Below are 20,191 nucleotides of genomic sequence, written 5' to 3'. Positions count from 1 at the left end.
TTACGGGAATTTTATTTGTAAAAACAATTTGAATAAATTTATATTAATAATAAAATGCAACCGATTTAACAAATTAAATAAACAGCATTATAATTATATAAATATTAATACTACAATATATAAAACATTTAAATACCGAATATGTAATTTTAATTTCTAATCAAATACCAAAAAATTACTATGAAAACAACATGTAAGATTGCCTTTCTAACGGCGGCTCTATGCTCGGCTTTTACCCTGACGGGCTGCGGACAGGAAGACCTCAAAACAGATCTAACGGAAAACCCAAACGATCTTGCCCTGAAAAGCACCCTTATGACGAATGCAGTGGTGCCTTTGGCTGATTGTCTCGCTCCGGGATGGGCTTCTCAAAACGGCGGAACAACCGGTGGCGGAACCGCAGCTGAAACTACGGTTACGACTTACGCTCAATTAAAATCCGCTATCGAAAACACTGCCGTAAAAGTCATCAAAGTAACCGGAACAATTACGATTACTGCCCGTTTATCATTTCAGGATCAAACCGGGAAAACAATTTACGGAACGAGCGGTGCCAAATTGGTTTCAACGGATCAGACAAAAGACGGTTCGGGAATTATCAATATTAAAAGATGTAACAATATCGTCATCCGAAACCTGATTTTCGAAGGTCCCGGAGCTTATGATACAGACGGCTGGGATAACGCTATTGTAGATGATTGCCGAAATGTATGGATTGATCACTGTGAGTTTAGAGACGGCGTTGACGGAAATTTTGATATTAAAAACAAATCAGATTTCATTACGGTTTCCTACACGAAATTTCATTATTTAAAACCTCCAAAAGCCGGTGGTTCAGGTGGAACTGCTGATCACAGATTCTCCAACCTTATTGGTTCAAGTGACACTTCAACAACAGATGCCGGAAAACTGAACGTAACATTCGTCCGTTGCTGGTGGGCACCGGGCTGCAGGGAGCGTATGCCGAGAGTGAGATTTGGAAAAATCCATATCGTTAACAGCTATTTCAATAGTTCTGTGAGCAATAAATGTATTGCTGCAGGCGTTCAGGCAAATATCCGTGTAGACGGAAACGTGTTTGAAAATGTAAAAGAGCCCATCAATTTAATGACCGGATATACGGCTGTAACCGTTACCTCAAACAACACGTTCACGAATGTTACCGGAAATAGGGCAGGAAGCGGAACAGCTTTTACTCCGCCTTATACAATTCCAACGTTGTCTTTATCTTCCGTAAAATCCGATGTTACAGCGAATGCAGGCGCAACTTTAGGAGGCAATATTTGCAATACTTTATAAATAAAAATTAGAATGAGAAACGAAAATGACTGAGCGTAGTACTCAGTCATTTTCTATTGACAGTCATATTTTTCTTTTATTTTAGGAGCTTTTTCCCGCTTGAAGTTTATGCTGAGTTGAGTCGAAGTATTGCAATCTTTTTTTCAAAAAAGGATTTTCACTCAATCGGGGCCAGAGTATTAGGAATGGTTACTTCGAGAACCTCAGCCACCTGGTGCGCTCTGTCATTGCGAGGAGTGGAACGACGAAGCAATCTCATTATGTTATTTTTATATATGTTATTTCAAGTGTTGAGATCCTTCCAGGATGAAAACTTTATGGTTAAGCTCTTTTTTATGTTACTTATAAAATGTCTTTACTTCGAAAGACGATAGGTTCTACAAAGAGATTGCCTCGTCGTTTCGCTCCTCGCAATGACACCAAAAACACTACAACTCTCTACTCTCAAACACTCTCACTCTAAAACCCTAAAACTCTCCCATACTCAAACACTCTAACCTTCAAACTAAGGCATCACATTATTCTTCTGCACCCACTTTGGAAACTCTTTATTGATCAGTTTATCCGCAAAATCACCAAACCAGCTGTAGCCGTTTCTTCTTTCCTCAGAAACTTCGTTATAATCATATTTTACACTTCCGTCGCGGTCGCCGAAAAGAGGTTTGTTTGTATTTATATCATAAAATCTTGCCCAGATCACTGAATTTTTGTCTTCAGCCAATGTGCGGACTGCTTTTCCATTTACTTTTGAAACATTGTAACTGTAGCCTTCAATTTTATTCTGTTTAAACCAGTTGACGGCAGATTTTATCGACTTTTCAATTTCGGGAGTAACAGGTTGCTGCATCAAAAATCTTACAATTACCACGGATTCTGCAGTGGCCAGAGAAATAGGCTCAAAAGCTCTGGCTTTGTCGGGTTGAAGGGTAATTTCATTGTATTGATCTGCCCATATTGTTGGCATTCCTTTTTGTAAAACCTGAGTTTTTAAGATACATTCTATTCCTTTTTGAACAGCTGTTTTCGATTTTTCCTTTAATTTTGAATCAACCACATCGAAATCATTTTTTCCTTCCGCCACGTTATATAAAACCGTTAAAGCGTTGATCATTGCATTATCATTGTAAGTGATTTGCTTTCTGTAAATCGCCGAATTGGGGGTAATACTGAGGAAAGCCACCATTTTTATACTGCATCAAAAGAAGATATTGAATTCCCTTTTCGGCAGACTTTAAATATTCTGTATTTTTTGTGGATTTGTAGGCTTTTATTAATGCGTTAATTTCTCTTGATGTCGCATTATTATCGATTGTTGCGTGATCATCACCCGTTTCTTTGATCTTTTTTAAAAGATTTTTATCTAAAGGTGAATTATAGTTCACCACAGATTTATCATTAAGCTGTTTTCCCCAACCTCCGTTTGGAAGCTGATAAACAAGTATTTTTTCCGCCAATGTATCTTTAACCTGAGCAGAAAAACTCAAACTTATTAAAGAAAAAGCGGCTATAGAAAGTTTTAATTTTATCATTAAATTTTTATTTAACCTTAATAATTAATGGGTTGGCAATAATCTGAGATTGTTTTTGCAATACAGTTTCCCAGTCTTTTTGTGTTTGAATCTGTCCGCTTTTCTGCCATGCAAATCCGGCATAATAAGTGAGCTTATTTTGAGGTTTTGTCACAACCAATAGATTACTCTGGTCTGGAATTTCAGATGTAAAAGCGATAGATTTTTCAACAATTTTAGGATCTATAACAATACCTTCCCCTACAAAAGCGTCGTCAATTTTTTCCCAGTGGAGATAATATCCGTTTTTGTCGTTCAGTTTTGTTTCTCCTTCGTTTTTATGAAGAGTTATCCCGATTGTGTAGTTTGGAACTGGCTTTTCAGTCTGAAAATTCGACTCAAATTTTGAAAAATTGGAACCAAGATCTAAAGAAATCCGTTTTGTTTCTTTCACTCCAAATTCACTCCAGGAATTGTACGTTAATTCAAAAACCGTTCTCAACGGGCCTTCAGCAATGGTTTTGGAGCTAACAAAATTTTGTGACACCTGAAGTTTTTCATCCACCCAAATCCCAATTCCACCCGTTCCGCGACTATCGCCAACGTGGTAAGGATCGTAGCCTTCACCTCTTGTGTCTTTGTGGTAGTACAAAGGGTCGGTCAGGTATCCTTTATACCATTTGTTGATCACGGGTTGGTCGGTTCTTTTGAGCCAGATATCAACTCCGCTGGAAAGTGTGCTTCCTTTTATCCCTTCCAAGGCTTCTTTCTGACCTTTCGGGCCATAGACACGAAATGCTATTCTATCATTTTCCCAGGCATAATCATCTACTCTTTCGGGAACCAATCTTGAATACGTTGAAATTTTACTTTCAGGAATTGGAATTTTTGCGTCTGCAATAATGGTATAGGAATTTGTTTTTTCCGCTTCAATATTGGCCTGAAAAAGCAGTTCATCGTTTTTTCCGTCTCCATTATAATCGATCCATTGAATTGGCAGTATCTTATTACTGCCGTCTTTTATTCTGAGGTCAGATTCGCTGCTCGTTTTTAAAAAAGAAGCTAATTGAGAAACGGGTATTGAAACAACTTCATTCCTTGAAAAACTCAACGTATTTTTTATCTGAATAGAATTTTGTGCCTTCAGAGAAGAATCAATGCAAACGATTGCACAAATGAAGCCGGAAATTAAAAATTTTGTCCTAAGCATATTATTCATTTGAATTGTAAAAACTCAAAAATAATGATAACTTTCTTATGAACGTAAAAAAAAATAATAATTTTAAATCTAAAGGTTAGAAAAATTCAAAATAATGTTAAAAGAAGAAGTCCTTCCAAATGGTTTGAAAGGACTTCTTTTTAAATATGAACAAAATTAAGCTTTGATGATTTTATTTAATAATAATTTTAAAATTACTATTCAGATTTTCTCCTGAAACATTGAGGATATAATTGCCTGAGACTTTTTTGTCGCCCATATTTAATTTAAATATTCCGCTTCCATCGGTATTAATCTTCTCTTTAACAACGATTTTTCCTGTCAGGTCAATAATTGTTGCTGTTAAACTCGATTTTTTATACTCAGGAAGCTTAATGGAAATCTGGTCTTTTGCAGGATTTGGATATACTGTTCCTGTATTTTTGCTGATACTGAATTCATCATTGCTCAATACTGCCTGATTGTACAAAGCATATACTTCTGCCGGGGATAAAGCATAATTGTACATCTTAAGTTCGTCGAAAGCGCCTTTGTAAGAAGCCGGAGCATTGGCCGTTGATAAAAATTCAAGCTCCCCAATATTCCCAATAATAAGATCACTTGCTTCACCAATACCTGTAACCGCAGTTTCGTCTCCTTCAGTACTTAAAACACCATTGGTATAAATTCTCATTTTATGCGCAGTAATATCTCTCTGAATCACAACATGTACCCAGTTATCGGTAAAATAATTCGCAACAGGTGATGTGATTTCCTTTTTCGTAACATCATCATCAATAGCATATCGCAACTGACCTCCTTTGATTTCTACATTGAAACGTTTGCCGGTGGCTCCTGTTGTTGTATTTTTAGTGAAAGAACCTTTACACAACACATAAAGGCTTGTAGCCGAAGACGATGGAATCATGCTGGTTGGCGCTTTTATCCAGAAAGAAACGGTAAAAGAATGATTATCAAATAAAATATGGTTCTGGTGAGGAATACTGGCGATGTACATCGTATTCGATGAAGTTGCCAGATCAAGGGCGTTATTTTCTTTTCCGGGTACTCTTACATTGGCATTATCATAAGCTGTATCTAATATTCCATGATTGGCAAAAGATGTTACATCTGTAATTTGTGGCCCTGCGGAAGGAGCTTCAGCAAATGGCCAGTTTCCGACAAGCTCCGGCGTCAATGCCCGGAAACTCCATACATCTCCTGTAGTAACACCAAGGGTATTAGAAGCATCAATTCTCCAATAATAATTGGTTGCTGTATTTAAATTAGTAAGCTGATACGACGGTGTAGCAGAATAAGGTACGGTAGCAATATTGCTTAAATTTAAAGGATTTGTTCCAAAATAAACGGTATACGTTGTTGTATTTGAGCTGCCATTCCATTTTAAAAGCAGATTTCCACCGTTCAGATCAACATTATTATTACCGGTTGCCGGAACCGGATTGCTTGCTTTTGTGGGAGCTGACGGGACTGGTGGCGTGGTTACTGAGGTATTTGAGGTGTAAACCGAAGATTCTAAGGCATTCGTTGCTTTAATTCTATAATAATACTGGGTATTGGGCGTTAAACCGACTTCATTATAATTTGTTACATTAGCGGCCAATGTTGCAATGACAGTAAAATTAGTACCATCGGTAGAGCGTTCTACCACGTAATTAGTTTCGTTCGCAGCATTATCATTCCAATTCACGGTTAAGGAGCTTGAAGGTGAAGTTCCTGTTGTTGTCACTGCATTGGTAAAATTCACATTTGTTGGCGGAATAATAAAGTCCGGAGGAGTTGTATTGGGTAAACTGTTAATATAAACTTCAATATTCAGATACGGAGCATGGGTTGTACTTACTGCCAAAGCATCAAAAACGTTAGGATTCAGTCCATTGGCTGTTTCCCATGCATCCGGCATTCCATCATTATCCGTATCCATAAGCGCCGGTGCACCATAAACGTGTCCTGCACCGCCATTAGTAAAGCCAAATTGAGTCGTTAGATCTGTTTGTACATAAACATAAGTAGCCGTTGTCCCTTTTGACAGTAAATCTGAAATCATTAAACCATCTACCTGATCCCGTCTTGGATAGGATGCCCCCACACTGGTAACAATTTTATTGTATGCTTCCTGAGCGGTTAATGCCGGGGTTTTCATCGGATAATCGTAGGGACCAGCCATTATTGCTGCCGGATCTCCTACAGGGTATCCCGTTAAGTTTTGAGGGACCGCAGTGCCATCTAGTACTCCGTTTTTATTATTGTCAAAATAATTCCCCGAACCGTATAAATTGAAGTTGGCATTACCTACACTGAAAGGTGTTGTAACTGTAGTGCTTGTATTGGGTCCTCCAATGAAATAATTGTTGATGATATTGGCAAAAGAACTTCCTGCCGAATCTCCTCCCATGATGTATGCCTCCCCGGATTGGGTGTGATTGTAGGTATTTCCATAATTACCCCAATTGTAAACTACATTATTGACAAACTCGTTTATCCCTTTTATTTTATTGTTACGGGTTTTATTACAGATATATAAATTTCCGATTAAACTGATCTTACCTCCTGGCGGCGGCTGCATTAATCCTCCTGCAGAATGATTGTGGCGGTGCATTCCCTGTCCTATAATAGAATTCTGAATCGTTATATTGTCAGGACTCGTACCATTATTATCCCAGTTAACGGAAAATACTTCATCTGTCCCCCAGGTGAAAGTCATGTGGTCTAAAATAATATTGGCTCCGTTGGCTATTCCAGATGCATCCTGATTTTGAGATGTTCCGCCATAACGGATGCGAAGATATCGGGCAATCGTATTATTGGCTCCTGTAAATGATACTCTGGGCCCCAAAAATACGATTCCTTCTCCGGGAGCAGTTTGTCCGGCAATCGTTGTATTAGCAGCCACAGCAACAATCGACTGTAAATTAACAATACCTCCTACTTTAAAAATGACAAACCGCCCCGGCTGGCTCACGGCATCACGAAATGAACCGGGCCCACTGTCATTTAAATTTGTCACTAAATAAATCTGAGGGTTTGCAGCACCTCTTGCTCCCGTAGTATATCTTCCAAACCCGGTAGCTTCCGGAAATGCTAATGTCTGAGCACTGAAATCAATAGTGGATAATGCTAATCCACAAAAAAGTAAAGATTTAAGAGTTGGCTTAAACAGTAAAGATTTGTTTTTCATACATATTAATTTTGTGTTAACTAATCTATTCACAAAACCAATAATTAGTATCCTGTCCCGTCCTGCCGATCTATATATCAAGCAATTACAAAATCAGCTATAGTGATACATAGCACAAATAAAAAATGAGACGTTAAAAAATAACGTCTTCCTCAAGCAATATTCAGAGATTCCCATTTGTAGAAACATACACTAAATTATCAAGGAAAATAGTTTATACAAATTTTATTTAGAAATAGTAATTTCATTCATTAATGATATTTTATTTGAAATAAGTTCAAACATATTATATTTATAAAACACATAATTAAAAAATAAATCAAAAAAAATATTATTCAACACATTGTGTATTATTATTTTTATTATTTTTGAACATCACCAAATTAATTTATAAAATATGAGAAAAGTATTTTTTTTGACTTTTTTATCTTCCCTATCAATGATTTCTTGTTCATTAGAAGGTTCTGAAGAAAATAACCTGATGAAAGACCAATCAGAAGAAAGTATTAACAAATCAATTATTTCTAAGAATCAAGCAGTTGATGACTTCAAAAAGGCATTAGCTAATGCAAATAACCCAACACTTATTAAAGAAGAAATTAAAAGCAATTCAGGAAGCCAAGGATTTAGTCCTTCAAGAAAAAAAATTTTATTAGAACCAGCGAAAATAGTTTTATTGTCAACAGGAATGACTACAGATAAAATGAATGGTTTAGATGATGATGCAATTATTTCACAAGCCTTTATTTCAATTTCAAATAAATAAAAACAATAATACATCACATAAAAATATGAGAAAAATCCTTCCACTACTTTTAGTTTTTTTAGCTGTAATTATTAAAGCTCAGCAATACCCGTTGGTAGTTTATAATTTCAGCCCTGTTGCTGTTACTAAAATGAAGATTAGAGTCACGGATCCAACAACATGGCCATATGACTGCCATCCGATTGCTTATGGAGAGACATCAGGCCCAATGCAACCGGGCACCACTGTTACTTATGATCTTATGAATACCAGTGCGTCAAAAACTCCACCCATAAATCAATGGGATATTATGTCCCACTATATAGGTATTCCTGATGCAATATATAACGTAAGTGCCGGGGCATCCATACCAAATGCTATAACATCTATTATTAATTGGCAGAGTATTACAATAGAATTTGCCAATGGTGAATCAATTGATTTAGGAAGAGGCTGCACACAGCCTGGTACTCCTACATTCAATTCGGGACCCACTCCATCAGGTAGAACTGCTGCTACTAATACTTTGCTTTCACCTGCCCAACAAATTGTTACCATATTTTAAAAATATTTTATTCTAAATATTTTTAAAATGACCCTGCAATTGTTTTTTGTAGGGTTATTTTTTCTCCAGTAATGGGATAGACCAGATCCACTACCCTTTCCATATTACCGGTTTCAAATGGTAACAACACACTTACGTTTAGTCAACGATTCAAATTCCGCCGTTTGATTTGGCATTGGTTTATGCTGTTTACATTAATCTTTAAATCTATTTGTTATGGGAATTAAACCAGGTACAAAAAAGTTGCGGAATCTACAGGCAAGTTAGATCGGAGCGGTCTGGTTAAAGCCTGTAAGCGAGGAAGAATACAATCAAATTTTAAGCAATAATATGAACATAAAATAAAGCATTCTGTTGTTTTAGCAATCTTTTGTTTGACTGCCTTAAGTATCTTTCAAGCTGCAAAATCAACCACTTTGTCTTCGCTGGCATAATCTTCCGGCATGAATTTATAATCAATCCATTCGCTTTCCAATTTTACGAAAACATTTTCCGTAATATTTTCCAGTCCGATATAAGTTCCGTAAGGAAAACCTTTAGCTTCTGTTCAGGTAATATCTTTAGCAACATATTTTGCCATATTTTTGCCGTTCTCTTCCGAAGTTTTTCCTTCTGAGGTGCTTTTTACTATCTCAAGATTTCAAATAGTTCAATTGAAAAACTGCTATTGAACATTACACCTTCGTCCATCTTTCCTGAACCTGGGTTAGCAACAATCCCAATGAAACCAAGCCTTATCAAAATCCTTTTCTCTCAAGCTTTTCGGATTAATAAATAAATTTCCAACCCCAGAGTCACCAAACATAATCTCTTCATCGGTATCTATTTGCAATAATAAAATATCGTCTCTCTGTTTTTCATTATAATCTCTTGCATCAGATTGTGTGAAATAGGCATATCCGCCAATTTTATGTCCAATACCATCAAGAATATCATCCATTTCAGCTTTCTGCTCGCGAGTTAGCCTTTCTTGAAATTCATAATAACTTTCACCATGAAAATCCATATCAAATCTAAAATCTTGATACCCTCCGTATTCAACATTTTTTTTGAAAGTCAGTTTATGTTCACAATACACTGGACTTTCTTCATATAATTTTTCGGTTAAGAAAGAAAAATCTGTTTGATATTCATTTTCAATAGTTTTATGAAAAAGAATTTTATAATCAGACATATCATACCACTCTGTTGCAGAAACAAAAAATTGCAAAATGCCGTCAGTTGGATAATTTTCGAGCTGTGGAACTTCCTTAAAGTTGATTTGCGCCAAGAGTATCATAGGATTACCCAGTTTATCTTTTGGATATTCACGGGTAATCGGCAAATATGGTTTCCCTGAAAATTTACTTTGTGTAATAGTTAGGCTTTCATTATCGCTGATTGAGATTGCATTTATTTTAATGCTTTCAAGTTTGAACTTTTCAAGTTCATCTTTAAATTCATCTAAAAATTCTGGGATCATTCTGTTTAATGCTTTTATTGTTGTTACTACAGTTGGCATAAATTTACATCTTAAAATCCTTATGGTAACACCGTGAACAAAATCAGATTAAATAATTTGTTCATTAGTAGACTTAATTGCAAAAATCTCAGGAAGATTTGACTTTTTAATGCTCCGCTAGTAACATCACTAACAATCTTAATTCTGTTGTTTCAACGTACTTTTCAGGCTATTCTAGTAAAACAAGCAAATTCACAAACGGACCATTAAAGTCACTGACGATGGTCTTTAACTGAATGCATTCCAAAACAAATTTAGAGAATTTGTCAATAACAAATATTTAATAAAGGTGCAAACTTTGTCATTATTATTTAGTTCGTTGCCATCTTAAAAAATTGTTCGTTAGTGAGCGTATGCTTAGTTCCGGTTGCGGTTTTGTATGGATTTATAAAATCAGCAAAAGGACAAAAATTAGGATGATAAAACTTGATGCCATCATATTCGACCTCAAAACCTTTATGGTTTTTCGCTTAAAGAACGCAAGGTTGGTTGTCTAATTCATTCATCTCCATTTTTTACACTTCTATTTGATAAATTCGCGATTGCTCTTCCCAAGGATGATATCCTTGCCCGATGTAGGTAAATCCATATTTTTCATAATAACCTATGTGGTCTGTACATAAGTTCAAGTGTTTAAATCCAGCTAATTTTGTGTCTTCTTTTGCTTTTTCTAAAAGTAATGAACCATAAGAATTACCTCTGTGATTTTCATCAATGTAAATCGCACAAACCCAAGGATACAAATCCATTCTACTGATGAAATCATTTGTAATTAATCCTGCACAGCCAATGATTTCTCCCTCTTTTTCCAGTAGATACCATTGTGGTAAAGACTGTATTGCCTGAATGCTGTTTGAAATGCAATCTTCATAAATGATGGGAGAAATTTCTGACCAACTTTCTTGCAAGTACTTTATCGCTTTTTCTTTGTATTCCGGATTTTGCCTAACTGATATTATTCTCATTTAAAATGCTGTATTACTGTTCAACATCCAAAATTAAACTTTTAGTGTTGATGAGCGTGCGCCTTTTCTTCGTTTTCATCTTTTTTTCCTTCGGTTACATCAACGGTAAAATCTGCTGTATGCACTTTCCCATCTATTTTAAACTGTGCCCACATTCTGTAAACGCCCGCTTTTTCGATTTGTGTCTGTGCAAAAACTGGAAAACGGCTGTCAGATACCGGATGAATATGCAAAAATTCTTTACCCACCTTGCCAATCATTACGATATGGGCCGATGCGCCTAAATATTGTTGCAAATCCTTTTCGATTAACTTCTTTCCATCTTTTTCGATGGAAATTTCCAGGTGTTGAGTTTTGTTGGTTTTAAAATCACTTCCATTAAGAAGGGTTACAGTATATCCATCAACTTTTGAGATATATTTGGTTGAAATGTCATTATTAACCGGACTGCTTTTTCCTTGCACTTCGATTTCCTGCTTGTCCAACGTTTGTTCGCCACCGCTCGGTTTAAAATCAGAAAACAGCAGATATTTTCCACCAGTCGGGAAGGTTTCAGTAATCGCATACGCACCGTCAGTCTGCTCTTCCGGATGGATGTGGCGGAACCAGCTTAAATCTTCGCTTACCACCATTAAATGTAATTTCATCTCGTGTGAAATATCCAGGGGTACTATTTTTTCGTTTTGCTTTACGGTAAGTATCAATTGAGTTGGCTTTCCTGCTTCCACATTTTGTGGCGAAGTAGTTAATTGCACCCCATACGCAACTGCATTTTCAGAATTAACTGCTTTCAAATCCATTCCACATTTAGGGCATTTTTCACCCTGTTTTCCGGTTACTTCCGGGTGCATCGGGCAAGCGTAAACGCATTCTTTGTCTGTGTGCTCGTGAGTCATCATATCTTTATTTTTTTTATTTTCTACATTGTTACAGGCCGATAAAGTGACTAAGCAAACTGACAAGCCCAACAATGTATTGATTACCTTTTTCATCTTTATGAATTATTTTATCGGTTCAATTTTGAAACCAGCTTTTTGAACTGCTTCTATTACTTTTTGTTCAGTAATTCCTTCAGATTTTAAGGTGAGGATTTTTTCTCTATTGGCTGTGTCCACTTCCCATTGCCCGATACCTTCGGCATCATTTAAAAAAGGGGTTACTTTTGCCACACAGCTGCTGCAATTGATATTTGTCTTGAATTGCAAATTCGTTTTTTCCATTTTTATATATTTTAAATTATTTATTGATACAAAGTTGCGCCAAATAACACGATTTCTTTTGCGTTTTTTGGGGTATGATTTGTAAGATTTACTGATTGCAGATTTTGTATTGTTACCGATATTGAAGCTGTCGTCTCAAATTACAAGTAATGTATATATCCAATTTTAGCCAGATAAATACACTTGTCGCAGTTATCATATTCAATAGTAGATTGGGCAGGGTGTTCGAAATTAGCTTTTAAAAAGGCTTCGGAAAACAAAGCATACGGTGGAAACTTCGCTATATGGTTTTTGAGCATTTGATGCGCTTCTACAACTGTTGCTCCATAAAGTTTTTCAAACTTTCCAATTTTATATTGGGTAAAAGCTCCATAGTGCACGATAATTTTCAAGGATAGAGAGATTTCCATAGCAAGCTCCAATGACAGTCTGACTAACTCTTTTTTGAAATTCGTGTACATTACCACAATCTGGGCTATTGTATCGTCAAAGGAGGGAATTTTGCGGTATTTATAAAACAATACCGCATCTCCCTCAATCTCTGAAACTTTAAATGAAAGGTTGTTGCTGTCAATTATTGATTTCAGAAGACTTTCAGTTATGTATTTCCCAATAACCATATTGGTATTAATAACAAAATCTGTAAATCCGGATATATCCGGTATCATTAGCATTCCTGTTTCATTTTGGGAAATAATTTCTTCCATAATCTAAATTGATAAATGCAACGGGTTAATTTTTGAGCGTTTTTACAGAAAAAGCAGCAATAACTGCGGCAATTACACAGATAACTGCTGCCGAGAAAAAGGCGGTTTGAAAACCTGCATTCAGCGCTACCATATCAGCGGCTCCTTTTGTTCTAACCGCATTGGTTTTTGCAGCAGAAATGGCAACAATAATTGCCAGACCCAAAGCCGAACCCACTTGATAACTCGTATTGACCAATCCTGAAGCCAGTCCTGTTTCTTCGGGTCTAGCACCCGACATCGAGGCAATCGTACCCGGAATATAAGCCAACGACATACCCAGCGCTCCCAACAAAGATGCGGGCAATACATTGACCAGGAACGTTCCATCAGCCGGAATGGTGCTAAACAGAAAAAGTGAAGCGGCAAGTGTAATTAGCCCGGCTATAAGATTTGTTTTGAAACCGAATTTGGCTACCAGTTTGCCCGTAACACCTACCATCAAAAACATAATCGCTATCGTCATAGGCAACAATGCCAATCCACTATTGAAGGCAGAATAATTCAGCGTTTGCTGCAGGTACAGGTTGAGGAAAAACCATAAAGGTATCCAGGCCGCTGCCAGTAAAGCCATTACCAAATTACCTGATGAAAGATTGGGAACTTTGAAAATACTTAGCGGAACCAAGGGTTCATTTTTATGCTTTTGGATAACAAAGAAGATAATGAACAATACTAAGGACAGGACTAACAATCCGATGGTCTGAAGCGATTTCCACCCGGCGCCTTCAGCTGATACAATGCCATATACTGCTAACACCAACGCGGCTGTTGCCAAAATTGCGCCTGCTACATCCACTTTTCCTTTTTGGGTACTGCCTTTAAACAACAGCTTTTTGCTATAAAACAGCACTGCAAGTCCTATGGGAATATTAATGAGGAATACCCAATGCCAGGAAAGCCATTCGGTAATAGCCCCGCCAAGGAAAACGCCTGCAGAACCACCCGCTGCTGCCGAAGCGCCCCAAAAGCCTAGTGCTTTATTGATTTCTTTTGGGTCGGTAAATTTGGATAAGACTAAAGTAAGTGCTGCCGGAGCAATCAATGCAGAACCCAGGCCTTGCAAAGCTCTTCCGGCATTAAGTGCTGCTTCTGACCAAGCGACACCTGCCAGAAGTGATGCGGCAGAAAGAATGACAAAACCCCACATAAAAACCTTGCGGGCGCCAAACAAATCTGACAAACGTCCGCCGAGTAGTAAAAAGCCGCCAAATGCAATAACATAAGCATTAAAAATCCATTGTAAGCCGCTTTGGGAATACCCGAGATCTGCTTTTATTGCTGGTAAAGCTACCCCGATAATAGAGGTGTCCATAATTACTATAAACTGTGCAGTACAAAGTAAGAAAAGTGCCGACCAGCGTTTGCTGTATGGGGCAGGTTTGTCTATTGGTTGTTTCATTTTTTTTTATTTTTTTAAATTATTGACGAATAATTACAAGTTTAAAAGACCAAGCGCATTTTGCAGTTCTACGTGAAGCATTCGCAGGTTATATACAGCATTGAGATAGTTAATCTTGGCTTGTGTCAACGCCAATTCTGCATCCGTCAATTCAAGCCTTGAACCTAAGCCATTTTTGAAACGGTCTTCCATCATGTGGTGGTTCAGTTCTGCCGATTGCACGGTGGTTTCCTGAATGTCCATTTGTGTATTGGCTTCTTTCCATTTGCTTATAATAGTGGCCAGTTCTGTTTTAACCTTGTCTTTTAAATCGTTCAACCGTATGTCTTCTTGTTCTGCTTTAATTTTTGCCTGGCTGATTTGAGATTTGGTACGGTTGCCGTTAAAAATCGGTACGGTCAATTGCAAGCCTAGAAAGGAAGTTCTTGGTAAAGAATATTCCCCAAACTTCATATCATCTGCCTGTGCCTGTACCTGATATTGCCCAACCAGAGAAAGCTGTGGTAACAACATGGCTTGCGTAGCTTTTAATTTTTTTTGCTGAAGGTCAATCGATAATTTTTGAATATTCAAATCTTTTCGATTGACTTCTGCAATTTTGAATGCCTCATCAACTTGATAAAACTCGCTTTTGTTGGCTTCAAGACCCAGCTCAAGATTATCGGTCAATTCTAATTCAGATATATCTTGCAACCCAATCAATCTTTTTAATTCAATACCCGAAACCTCAACATTGTTCTTCAAATATGAAATAGAAGATTTTAAATTTTCTACCGCAATAAAACTCCTTAATGTATCCGCTTTTAAGCCTTTTCCCTGCGCTAATAATGCCCGCGAATCTTGCAGTGCCTTGATATTGCGTTGCAGACTTTGGTCGAGTAAACCCAATTGGCTGTTCATCATCAATATATCCAGATAGCGGGTTGAAACCTGAAGGGCAACCTGACTTTTCAAGTCGGCGGTCTTTTGATTTTCTATTTTTTCAGTGATTTTTGAGGCCTTTGTTAACTGATTTGCAGCCGGTGAAAAAATGGGTTGATAGAGTGATACAAACCCGTTGTAAATATTTTTTCCGCCAACGGCGATGTCCTGCACCGGCTTATTGGTGCCCGCAAACGAACCCGGCATAAATATAACCTGCCTGTCGAAATAATAGGAATAGCCAAGGTTTGCCGAAATAGTAGGCAGTAAGGCACCTTTGGTTTCACGGGTTTTTTCTTTGGCATTAATTTCTTCCAAAACCTGCACCTGCAATGCTTTGTTTCCTTGTTTTGCCATTTCCAAAGCATCGGTAAGAGACAGCGTTTTTTTCTGTGCGTACACTATATTTACGCTGCTTATCAATAGAAGCATTGTAACTATATATGAGATATTCTTTTTCATTTTTTTCTTAATTAAAATTTAAAATCATACTACTTCGGCTGGTCTGCTTTCTTCCTTGGTATCATCCTCTACAATTACTTTTTCCGCTTTTTTGCTTGATAAATAAGAATAAACTGCCGGGATAATGAACAAGGTTAATATTCCGGAGAAGGCTAATCCGCCTACAATCACAATCCCTAACGACTGACGGCTGTTAACCGTCAATGCAATCGGTAAGGCTCCGAAAATCATCGCCAAAGAGGTCATCAAAATAGGACGGAAACGTTGCTCGGCTGCCTGTATGGCTGCTTCCCGTTTTGAAAGTCCGGTGTTTTTAAGGTGGTTGGCAAATTCAACGATAAGAATACCGTTTTTGGTAATTAATCCTATCAGGGTAATTATTCCAATTTGGCTGAACACATTTAAACTCTGACCAAACCACGAGAGGCTGAGAATAGCACCGGTTATCGCCATTGGTACGGTAAGCATAATGGTCAACGGGTCACGTAAATTGCCAAACTGTGCGGCCAAAATCATATAAATAAGTACCAATGCCAGGATAAGCGTAAAGGTGATATTGCCCTGGCTTTCGGTATAATCTCTCGACTGGCCAGCTAAGGATGCTTTGAACGTTTCACCCAAAACTTCTTTCTTTATTTTTTCGATTTCCTGTATACCTTCGGCAAGGCTCACTCCAGGCGCCATTGCTGCCGATACGGTAGCAGAAGTGTATTGGTCGTATCGGTAAATAGCGGCAGGACTTACGGCTTCTTCTGTGGTGATGAGATTGCTTAATGGTATCATTTCGCCTGTTGCCGAACGGACGTAGATTGCACTCAGGTCACTTTTATCATTTCTATAGGTTCTATCTAATTGCCCAATTACTTCATATTGACGGTCGTTTCGCAAGAAATATCCGTAACGCTGCCCGGAGAAGGAGAGTTGCAAAGTGTGCGCTACTTCTTCCATTGAAACACCCATTAAGGCGGCTTTCTGACGGTCGATATTTATTTTTACTTCTGGTTTATTAATCTTTAAATCGGCATCAATAAACATCAGCTTTTTGCTTTGGCGTGCCGCAGCAAGGAATTTTGGAAGCACTGCTGTCAGACTGTCGAGGTTTTGCGATTGCAATACAAACTGTATCGGCATACCACCACCATATCGGCTTCCAATAGTTGGCGGCAGATAGGGAAACAGAAGAAATCCTCTGAATTGCCCTGACGCAGCGCCATATTGGTTATACAGGTCCTGAACGCTGTGTTTTCTTTCTTTAGGGTCTTTGAGATAGATACTTTGCACCGCAACATTCACAGGTGCCGGAGCAGGAATAAAGGAAATAGCGACCATCGAATAGGTTTGATATAAACCATCGGTAGAGTCGTTCACATATTTACCAACTTCGGTCATGTGCTTTTTCATATAATCGAAAGAAACACCTTCCGGGGCAACAGCGATGAGGTTCATGTTTGAACGGTCTTCAATAGGTGCCAATTCTGAAGGAAGTCCCTTGCCTACAAAATAAATGAGCGCAGTAGTACCCACTAAGAATACCCAGGCCAACCACCTCGCTTTCATAAATGTGGTAAGCAAACGGGCATATCCGTTATTTAAACGCACGAAAAACGGTTCAGTAACCCGGTAAAACCAACTCGGTCTTACTTTTTTCTTTAGAAAATAAGCACTCAACATCGGTGTCAATGTCAAAGCCACCAAAGCCGAAATCAGTACCGAACCCGATACTACGATGGCGAATTCCTTGAAAAGCTGTCCACTAATTCCGCCCATAAAAACAATGGGAAGAAAAACGGCTGCCAACGTAATGGTAGTGGAAATAACCGCAAAATAGATTTCTTTGGAACCTTTAAACGCAGCCTGAATGGGCGTCATGCCTTCTTCTATCTTTTTATAAATATTTTCCAGTACAACAATGGCATCATCTACCACCAATCCAATCGCAAGTACCAATCCCAACAGCGTTAAAATATTGATGGAAAAACCTGCCACATACATAATGAAAAATGCAGAAATGATGGATACCGGAATCGCCAATACCGGGATGATGGTTGAGCGCCAATCCCTCAGAAATAGAAAAATAATCAATACCACCAGTCCGAAAGCAATGAACAGGGTTTCTTCTACCTCTTTGATAGATTCGCGTACAGAACTGGTATAGTCGAAGCCGACAATTAAACGGTATTCAGAAGGAACTTCTTTGCGCAGCTGCTCTAACCGTTTGTAAAATTCATCTACCACTTCAATGGCATTCGCACCCCTTTGAATTTGAATAGCAACACCAATTCCAATACGGTTTAACCCACCAGTTTCGTTAATAATTGCGGTGCGTTCGTTTTCTTCGCCCAATTCGGCAGAGCCAATATCTTTGAGGCGAATGACCGTACTGCCCACTTGCTTGATAAGCATTTCTTCAAAATCATTTACCGAAGTAAGGCGGCCCATCGTACGGATGCTCAGCTCACTGTTGCTTCCTTCTATACGACCAGCAGGCAAGTCAATATTCTCTCTTGTCAAGGCTTTGCGAATGTCTGCAGGAGTCAATTGATAAGCGGCAAGTTTTGCCGGGTCAAAGCGAAGGCGCATGGCGTATTTGTGTTCGCCTACAATGGCTACATTGCTTATTCCCGGGATAGATTGCATTTTGTCTTTGATGACGGTGGATGCGAGATGACTTACTTCTTTGATGTCTTTGGTGTCACTTTCCACCTCGAGGAATGCCACCAGATTGTCTGGCGAAGATGCCTTTTGCACAATTGGCGGGTCTACATCGCCAGGAAGTTGTTTACGGGATTTGGCGACTTTGTCCCTTACATCGTTCAATGCATCTTCCAAATCCACTTCACGGTTAAATTCTACTGAAATAATACTTACCTGTTCTCTGGATTCAGAAGAGATAGTACGTATTCCGTTGGCCTCGGCAATAGATTCTTCCATTGGGCGGGTAAGCTTCGATGCAATCACATCAGGGCTTGCACCGGGATAGAACGTAATGACCGAAATAACGGGCGGTTCTGTTAGCGGAAATTCCCGAACGCCTAACTGTTTCCAACCCACAATTCCCAAAATAATAAGCAGGAGTGAAAATACACCGGCTAAAACCGGTTTTTTTATACTTAAAGATGATATACTCATAATGCTAAGATTTGAAATGAATTATTTGGACACAACGGCTTTTACAGGCATTCCATCTCCTAAGCGCAGCATGTTTGAAACAATAATGCTATCGCCGGTAGCGATGCCAGAAGTGATGACTGCATCTGTTTCTGTCCTTTTGCTAATGGTTACTTCCGCAGGTTTTGCTACGCCATTTTTAATGATGAAAACAGTGTAACCTTTTGCGCCAGGAGCCAGCGCTTCGGTTGGTACCAATATCCCTTTTGCACCTTTATCGGTAGCACTGAAATAGACTTTTGCAGAAAGTCCTGGCCTAAATTGGCCACCCGTATTATTTGCCAATGCCTGCACCTGCAAGCTCCTGCCTTGAGCGTCAAGTCCCGGTTCGGTGGCGTTGATGGTTGCTATATACTCCTCGCCAGATAACTCGGAAGTAAACCGTACTTTATCTCCCATTTTTATTAAAGGCAGGTATTTTTCCGGAACTGAGAAATTGATTTTGATACTGCTTTGGTCTTGCAACATCACCAGTACTGCACCAGGGGTAACATAAGCACCAAGATGTACTTTTGAAATTCCGATTTTCCCTGAAAATGGCGCCCGGATTACCGTTTTGGCAAGTTCGACACGAAGCAAATCCTGCTGTGCAACCAAGGAACGGAAACGCGTAAATGCTTCATCATATTCCTGCTGTCTTACGGTTTCGGTTTTCAAGAGATTACTCATCCGCTCTTTGTTGAGTTTTGCCAATTCCAGTTCAGCACCAACCTGTTTTAAACGGGATTTAATATCGGTGTCATTCAATGTGTACAATACAGCGCCTTGGGTAACGTAGCCGCCATCTTTAAAGGCTACTTTAGTTATCTTTTGAGGAATTTCGCTGACGATGGATACTTCTCGATTAGACATCATCGTACCCACAATAGCTTCTTCATGATTGAGCAATTTTTCCTGAGCAATGATAATATCTACCGGTAATTTGCTGGCATCTGCGTTAGTGGTTGCCGTTTTTTTCGACGTTTTTTCCGACTTGTTCTCACAGGCAATCAATAAGATGCCCATTAACGGTATTAAAATGCCTAACCTTAGTCTTGTAGATTTGTATAACATGGTCTTGTGTTTAATGATTTTGTATAACATGTTGCTATGCTTAGTGATGTAACAAATGATTAATTTTAAAGGACAAAGGTATTGGTGGAGGTTGCCGTATTTTTGATACTATTACGGGTAAGAGTTGTGATATTTACGCTTGCTATTTTTGGCTTTTAAGCAGTATATGCATATTATTAAATTACTTATAAAAGAATCCCTGTTCCTTTTGACGAACAGGGATTGGCAAGCTGATTTGT

At 38.3% G+C, this 20,191-nt stretch carries 16 protein-coding genes; 3 read left to right on the top strand and 13 right to left on the bottom strand.

Features of this window, described 5'->3' with window-relative positions:
- Window positions 1-180: 180 nt before the first annotated feature.
- Window positions 181-1,299, top strand: coding sequence for a polysaccharide lyase family 1 protein (locus QF044_RS04830; protein ID WP_307264310.1), 1,119 nt, complete (start codon window positions 181-183; stop codon window positions 1,297-1,299).
- A gap of 505 nt (window positions 1,300-1,804) precedes the next feature.
- On the opposite strand, the gene pelA is transcribed toward QF044_RS04830, so the two are convergent.
- The 4 genes from pelA to QF044_RS04810 form a co-directional block, all read right to left on the bottom strand.
- A complete protein-coding gene (gene pelA, locus QF044_RS04825) occupies window positions 1,805-2,410 on the bottom strand; it encodes a pectate lyase (protein ID WP_307264306.1) in 606 nt (201 codons plus the stop codon).
- A 7-nt stretch (window positions 2,411-2,417) separates the two neighbouring features.
- The gene (locus tag QF044_RS04820) at window positions 2,418-2,828 is read right to left on the bottom strand and encodes a pectate lyase (RefSeq protein WP_307264303.1); all 411 of its coding nucleotides are present in this window, start codon (window positions 2,826-2,828) and stop codon (window positions 2,418-2,420) included.
- Between the two features lie 7 nt (window positions 2,829-2,835).
- Window positions 2,836-4,017: a DUF4861 domain-containing protein gene (locus QF044_RS04815; RefSeq protein WP_307264301.1), complete on the bottom strand. Its 1,182-nt coding sequence runs from the start codon at window positions 4,015-4,017 to the stop codon at window positions 2,836-2,838.
- A 181-nt stretch (window positions 4,018-4,198) separates the two neighbouring features.
- Window positions 4,199-7,204 (bottom strand): LamG-like jellyroll fold domain-containing protein, encoded by a 3,006-nt coding sequence (locus QF044_RS04810; protein ID WP_307264298.1) that lies wholly within the window; start codon window positions 7,202-7,204, stop codon window positions 4,199-4,201.
- 397 nt (window positions 7,205-7,601) lie between these two features.
- Here QF044_RS04810 and QF044_RS04805 point away from each other — a divergent pair, with 397 nt between their 5' ends.
- Complete coding sequence (locus QF044_RS04805) at window positions 7,602-7,970, top strand: hypothetical protein (protein ID WP_307264295.1); 369 nt, start codon at window positions 7,602-7,604, stop codon at window positions 7,968-7,970.
- 130 nt (window positions 7,971-8,100) lie between these two features.
- Window positions 8,101-8,514 carry a hypothetical protein gene (locus tag QF044_RS04800; protein WP_307264293.1) on the top strand — a complete coding sequence of 138 codons (414 nt, stop codon included), beginning with the start codon at window positions 8,101-8,103 and terminating at the stop codon, window positions 8,512-8,514.
- A gap of 706 nt (window positions 8,515-9,220) precedes the next feature.
- Here the strand turns inward: QF044_RS04800 and QF044_RS04795 are convergent.
- The 9 genes from QF044_RS04795 to QF044_RS04755 form a co-directional block, all read right to left on the bottom strand.
- The gene (locus QF044_RS04795; RefSeq protein ID WP_307264291.1) at window positions 9,221-10,015 is read right to left on the bottom strand and encodes a YwqG family protein; all 795 of its coding nucleotides are present in this window, start codon (window positions 10,013-10,015) and stop codon (window positions 9,221-9,223) included.
- 515 nt (window positions 10,016-10,530) lie between these two features.
- Window positions 10,531-10,980: a GNAT family N-acetyltransferase gene (locus QF044_RS04790; RefSeq protein ID WP_307264289.1), complete on the bottom strand. Its 450-nt coding sequence runs from the start codon at window positions 10,978-10,980 to the stop codon at window positions 10,531-10,533.
- 41 nt (window positions 10,981-11,021) lie between these two features.
- A complete protein-coding gene (locus tag QF044_RS04785; protein WP_307264288.1) occupies window positions 11,022-11,972 on the bottom strand; it encodes a heavy metal-binding domain-containing protein in 951 nt (316 codons plus the stop codon).
- A 9-nt stretch (window positions 11,973-11,981) separates the two neighbouring features.
- Complete coding sequence (locus QF044_RS04780) at window positions 11,982-12,200, bottom strand: heavy-metal-associated domain-containing protein (protein WP_307264285.1); 219 nt, start codon at window positions 12,198-12,200, stop codon at window positions 11,982-11,984.
- 140 nt (window positions 12,201-12,340) lie between these two features.
- A complete protein-coding gene (locus QF044_RS04775) occupies window positions 12,341-12,907 on the bottom strand; it encodes a DUF2652 domain-containing protein (protein ID WP_307264283.1) in 567 nt (188 codons plus the stop codon).
- A gap of 25 nt (window positions 12,908-12,932) precedes the next feature.
- Window positions 12,933-14,348: an MFS transporter gene (locus tag QF044_RS04770; protein WP_307264281.1), complete on the bottom strand. Its 1,416-nt coding sequence runs from the start codon at window positions 14,346-14,348 to the stop codon at window positions 12,933-12,935.
- A 33-nt stretch (window positions 14,349-14,381) separates the two neighbouring features.
- On the bottom strand, window positions 14,382-15,731 hold the full coding sequence (locus QF044_RS04765; protein ID WP_307264278.1) for a TolC family protein: 1,350 nt from the start codon (window positions 15,729-15,731) through the stop codon (window positions 14,382-14,384).
- A gap of 24 nt (window positions 15,732-15,755) precedes the next feature.
- Window positions 15,756-18,860, bottom strand: a complete 3,105-nt coding sequence (locus QF044_RS04760; protein WP_307264276.1) for an efflux RND transporter permease subunit — start codon at window positions 18,858-18,860, stop codon at window positions 15,756-15,758.
- Between the two features lie 21 nt (window positions 18,861-18,881).
- Complete coding sequence (locus QF044_RS04755) at window positions 18,882-19,952, bottom strand: efflux RND transporter periplasmic adaptor subunit (protein WP_307264273.1); 1,071 nt, start codon at window positions 19,950-19,952, stop codon at window positions 18,882-18,884.
- Window positions 19,953-20,191 lie beyond the last annotated feature (239 nt).

Source organism: Chryseobacterium sp. W4I1 (genome assembly GCF_030816115.1).
In the GTDB taxonomy this organism is placed as follows: domain Bacteria; phylum Bacteroidota; class Bacteroidia; order Flavobacteriales; family Weeksellaceae; genus Chryseobacterium.
The sequence above is the reverse complement of the archived record's forward strand: the minus strand, read 5'-3'. Positions and strand labels throughout refer to the sequence as shown.

Excerpts from the sequence above, each read along its gene's own strand:
- QF044_RS04830 (WP_307264310.1), top strand. The coding sequence starts at position 181 with ATGAAAACAACATGTAAGATTGCCTTTCTAACGGCGGCTCTATGCTCG.
- pelA (WP_307264306.1), bottom strand. The coding sequence starts at position 2,410 with ATGATCAACGCTTTAACGGTTTTATATAACGTGGCGGAAGGAAAAAAT.
- QF044_RS04820 (WP_307264303.1), bottom strand. The coding sequence starts at position 2,828 with ATGATAAAATTAAAACTTTCTATAGCCGCTTTTTCTTTAATAAGTTTG.
- QF044_RS04815 (WP_307264301.1), bottom strand. The coding sequence starts at position 4,017 with ATGCTTAGGACAAAATTTTTAATTTCCGGCTTCATTTGTGCAATCGTT.
- QF044_RS04810 (WP_307264298.1), bottom strand. The coding sequence starts at position 7,204 with ATGAAAAACAAATCTTTACTGTTTAAGCCAACTCTTAAATCTTTACTT.
- QF044_RS04805 (WP_307264295.1), top strand. The coding sequence starts at position 7,602 with ATGAGAAAAGTATTTTTTTTGACTTTTTTATCTTCCCTATCAATGATT.
- QF044_RS04800 (WP_307264293.1), top strand. The coding sequence starts at position 8,101 with ATGAAGATTAGAGTCACGGATCCAACAACATGGCCATATGACTGCCAT.
- QF044_RS04795 (WP_307264291.1), bottom strand. The coding sequence starts at position 10,015 with ATGCCAACTGTAGTAACAACAATAAAAGCATTAAACAGAATGATCCCA.
- QF044_RS04790 (WP_307264289.1), bottom strand. The coding sequence starts at position 10,980 with ATGAGAATAATATCAGTTAGGCAAAATCCGGAATACAAAGAAAAAGCG.
- QF044_RS04785 (WP_307264288.1), bottom strand. The coding sequence starts at position 11,972 with ATGAAAAAGGTAATCAATACATTGTTGGGCTTGTCAGTTTGCTTAGTC.
- QF044_RS04780 (WP_307264285.1), bottom strand. The coding sequence starts at position 12,200 with ATGGAAAAAACGAATTTGCAATTCAAGACAAATATCAATTGCAGCAGC.
- QF044_RS04775 (WP_307264283.1), bottom strand. The coding sequence starts at position 12,907 with ATGGAAGAAATTATTTCCCAAAATGAAACAGGAATGCTAATGATACCG.
- QF044_RS04770 (WP_307264281.1), bottom strand. The coding sequence starts at position 14,348 with ATGAAACAACCAATAGACAAACCTGCCCCATACAGCAAACGCTGGTCG.
- QF044_RS04765 (WP_307264278.1), bottom strand. The coding sequence starts at position 15,731 with ATGAAAAAGAATATCTCATATATAGTTACAATGCTTCTATTGATAAGC.
- QF044_RS04760 (WP_307264276.1), bottom strand. The coding sequence starts at position 18,860 with ATGAGTATATCATCTTTAAGTATAAAAAAACCGGTTTTAGCCGGTGTA.
- QF044_RS04755 (WP_307264273.1), bottom strand. The coding sequence starts at position 19,952 with ATGTTATACAAATCTACAAGACTAAGGTTAGGCATTTTAATACCGTTA.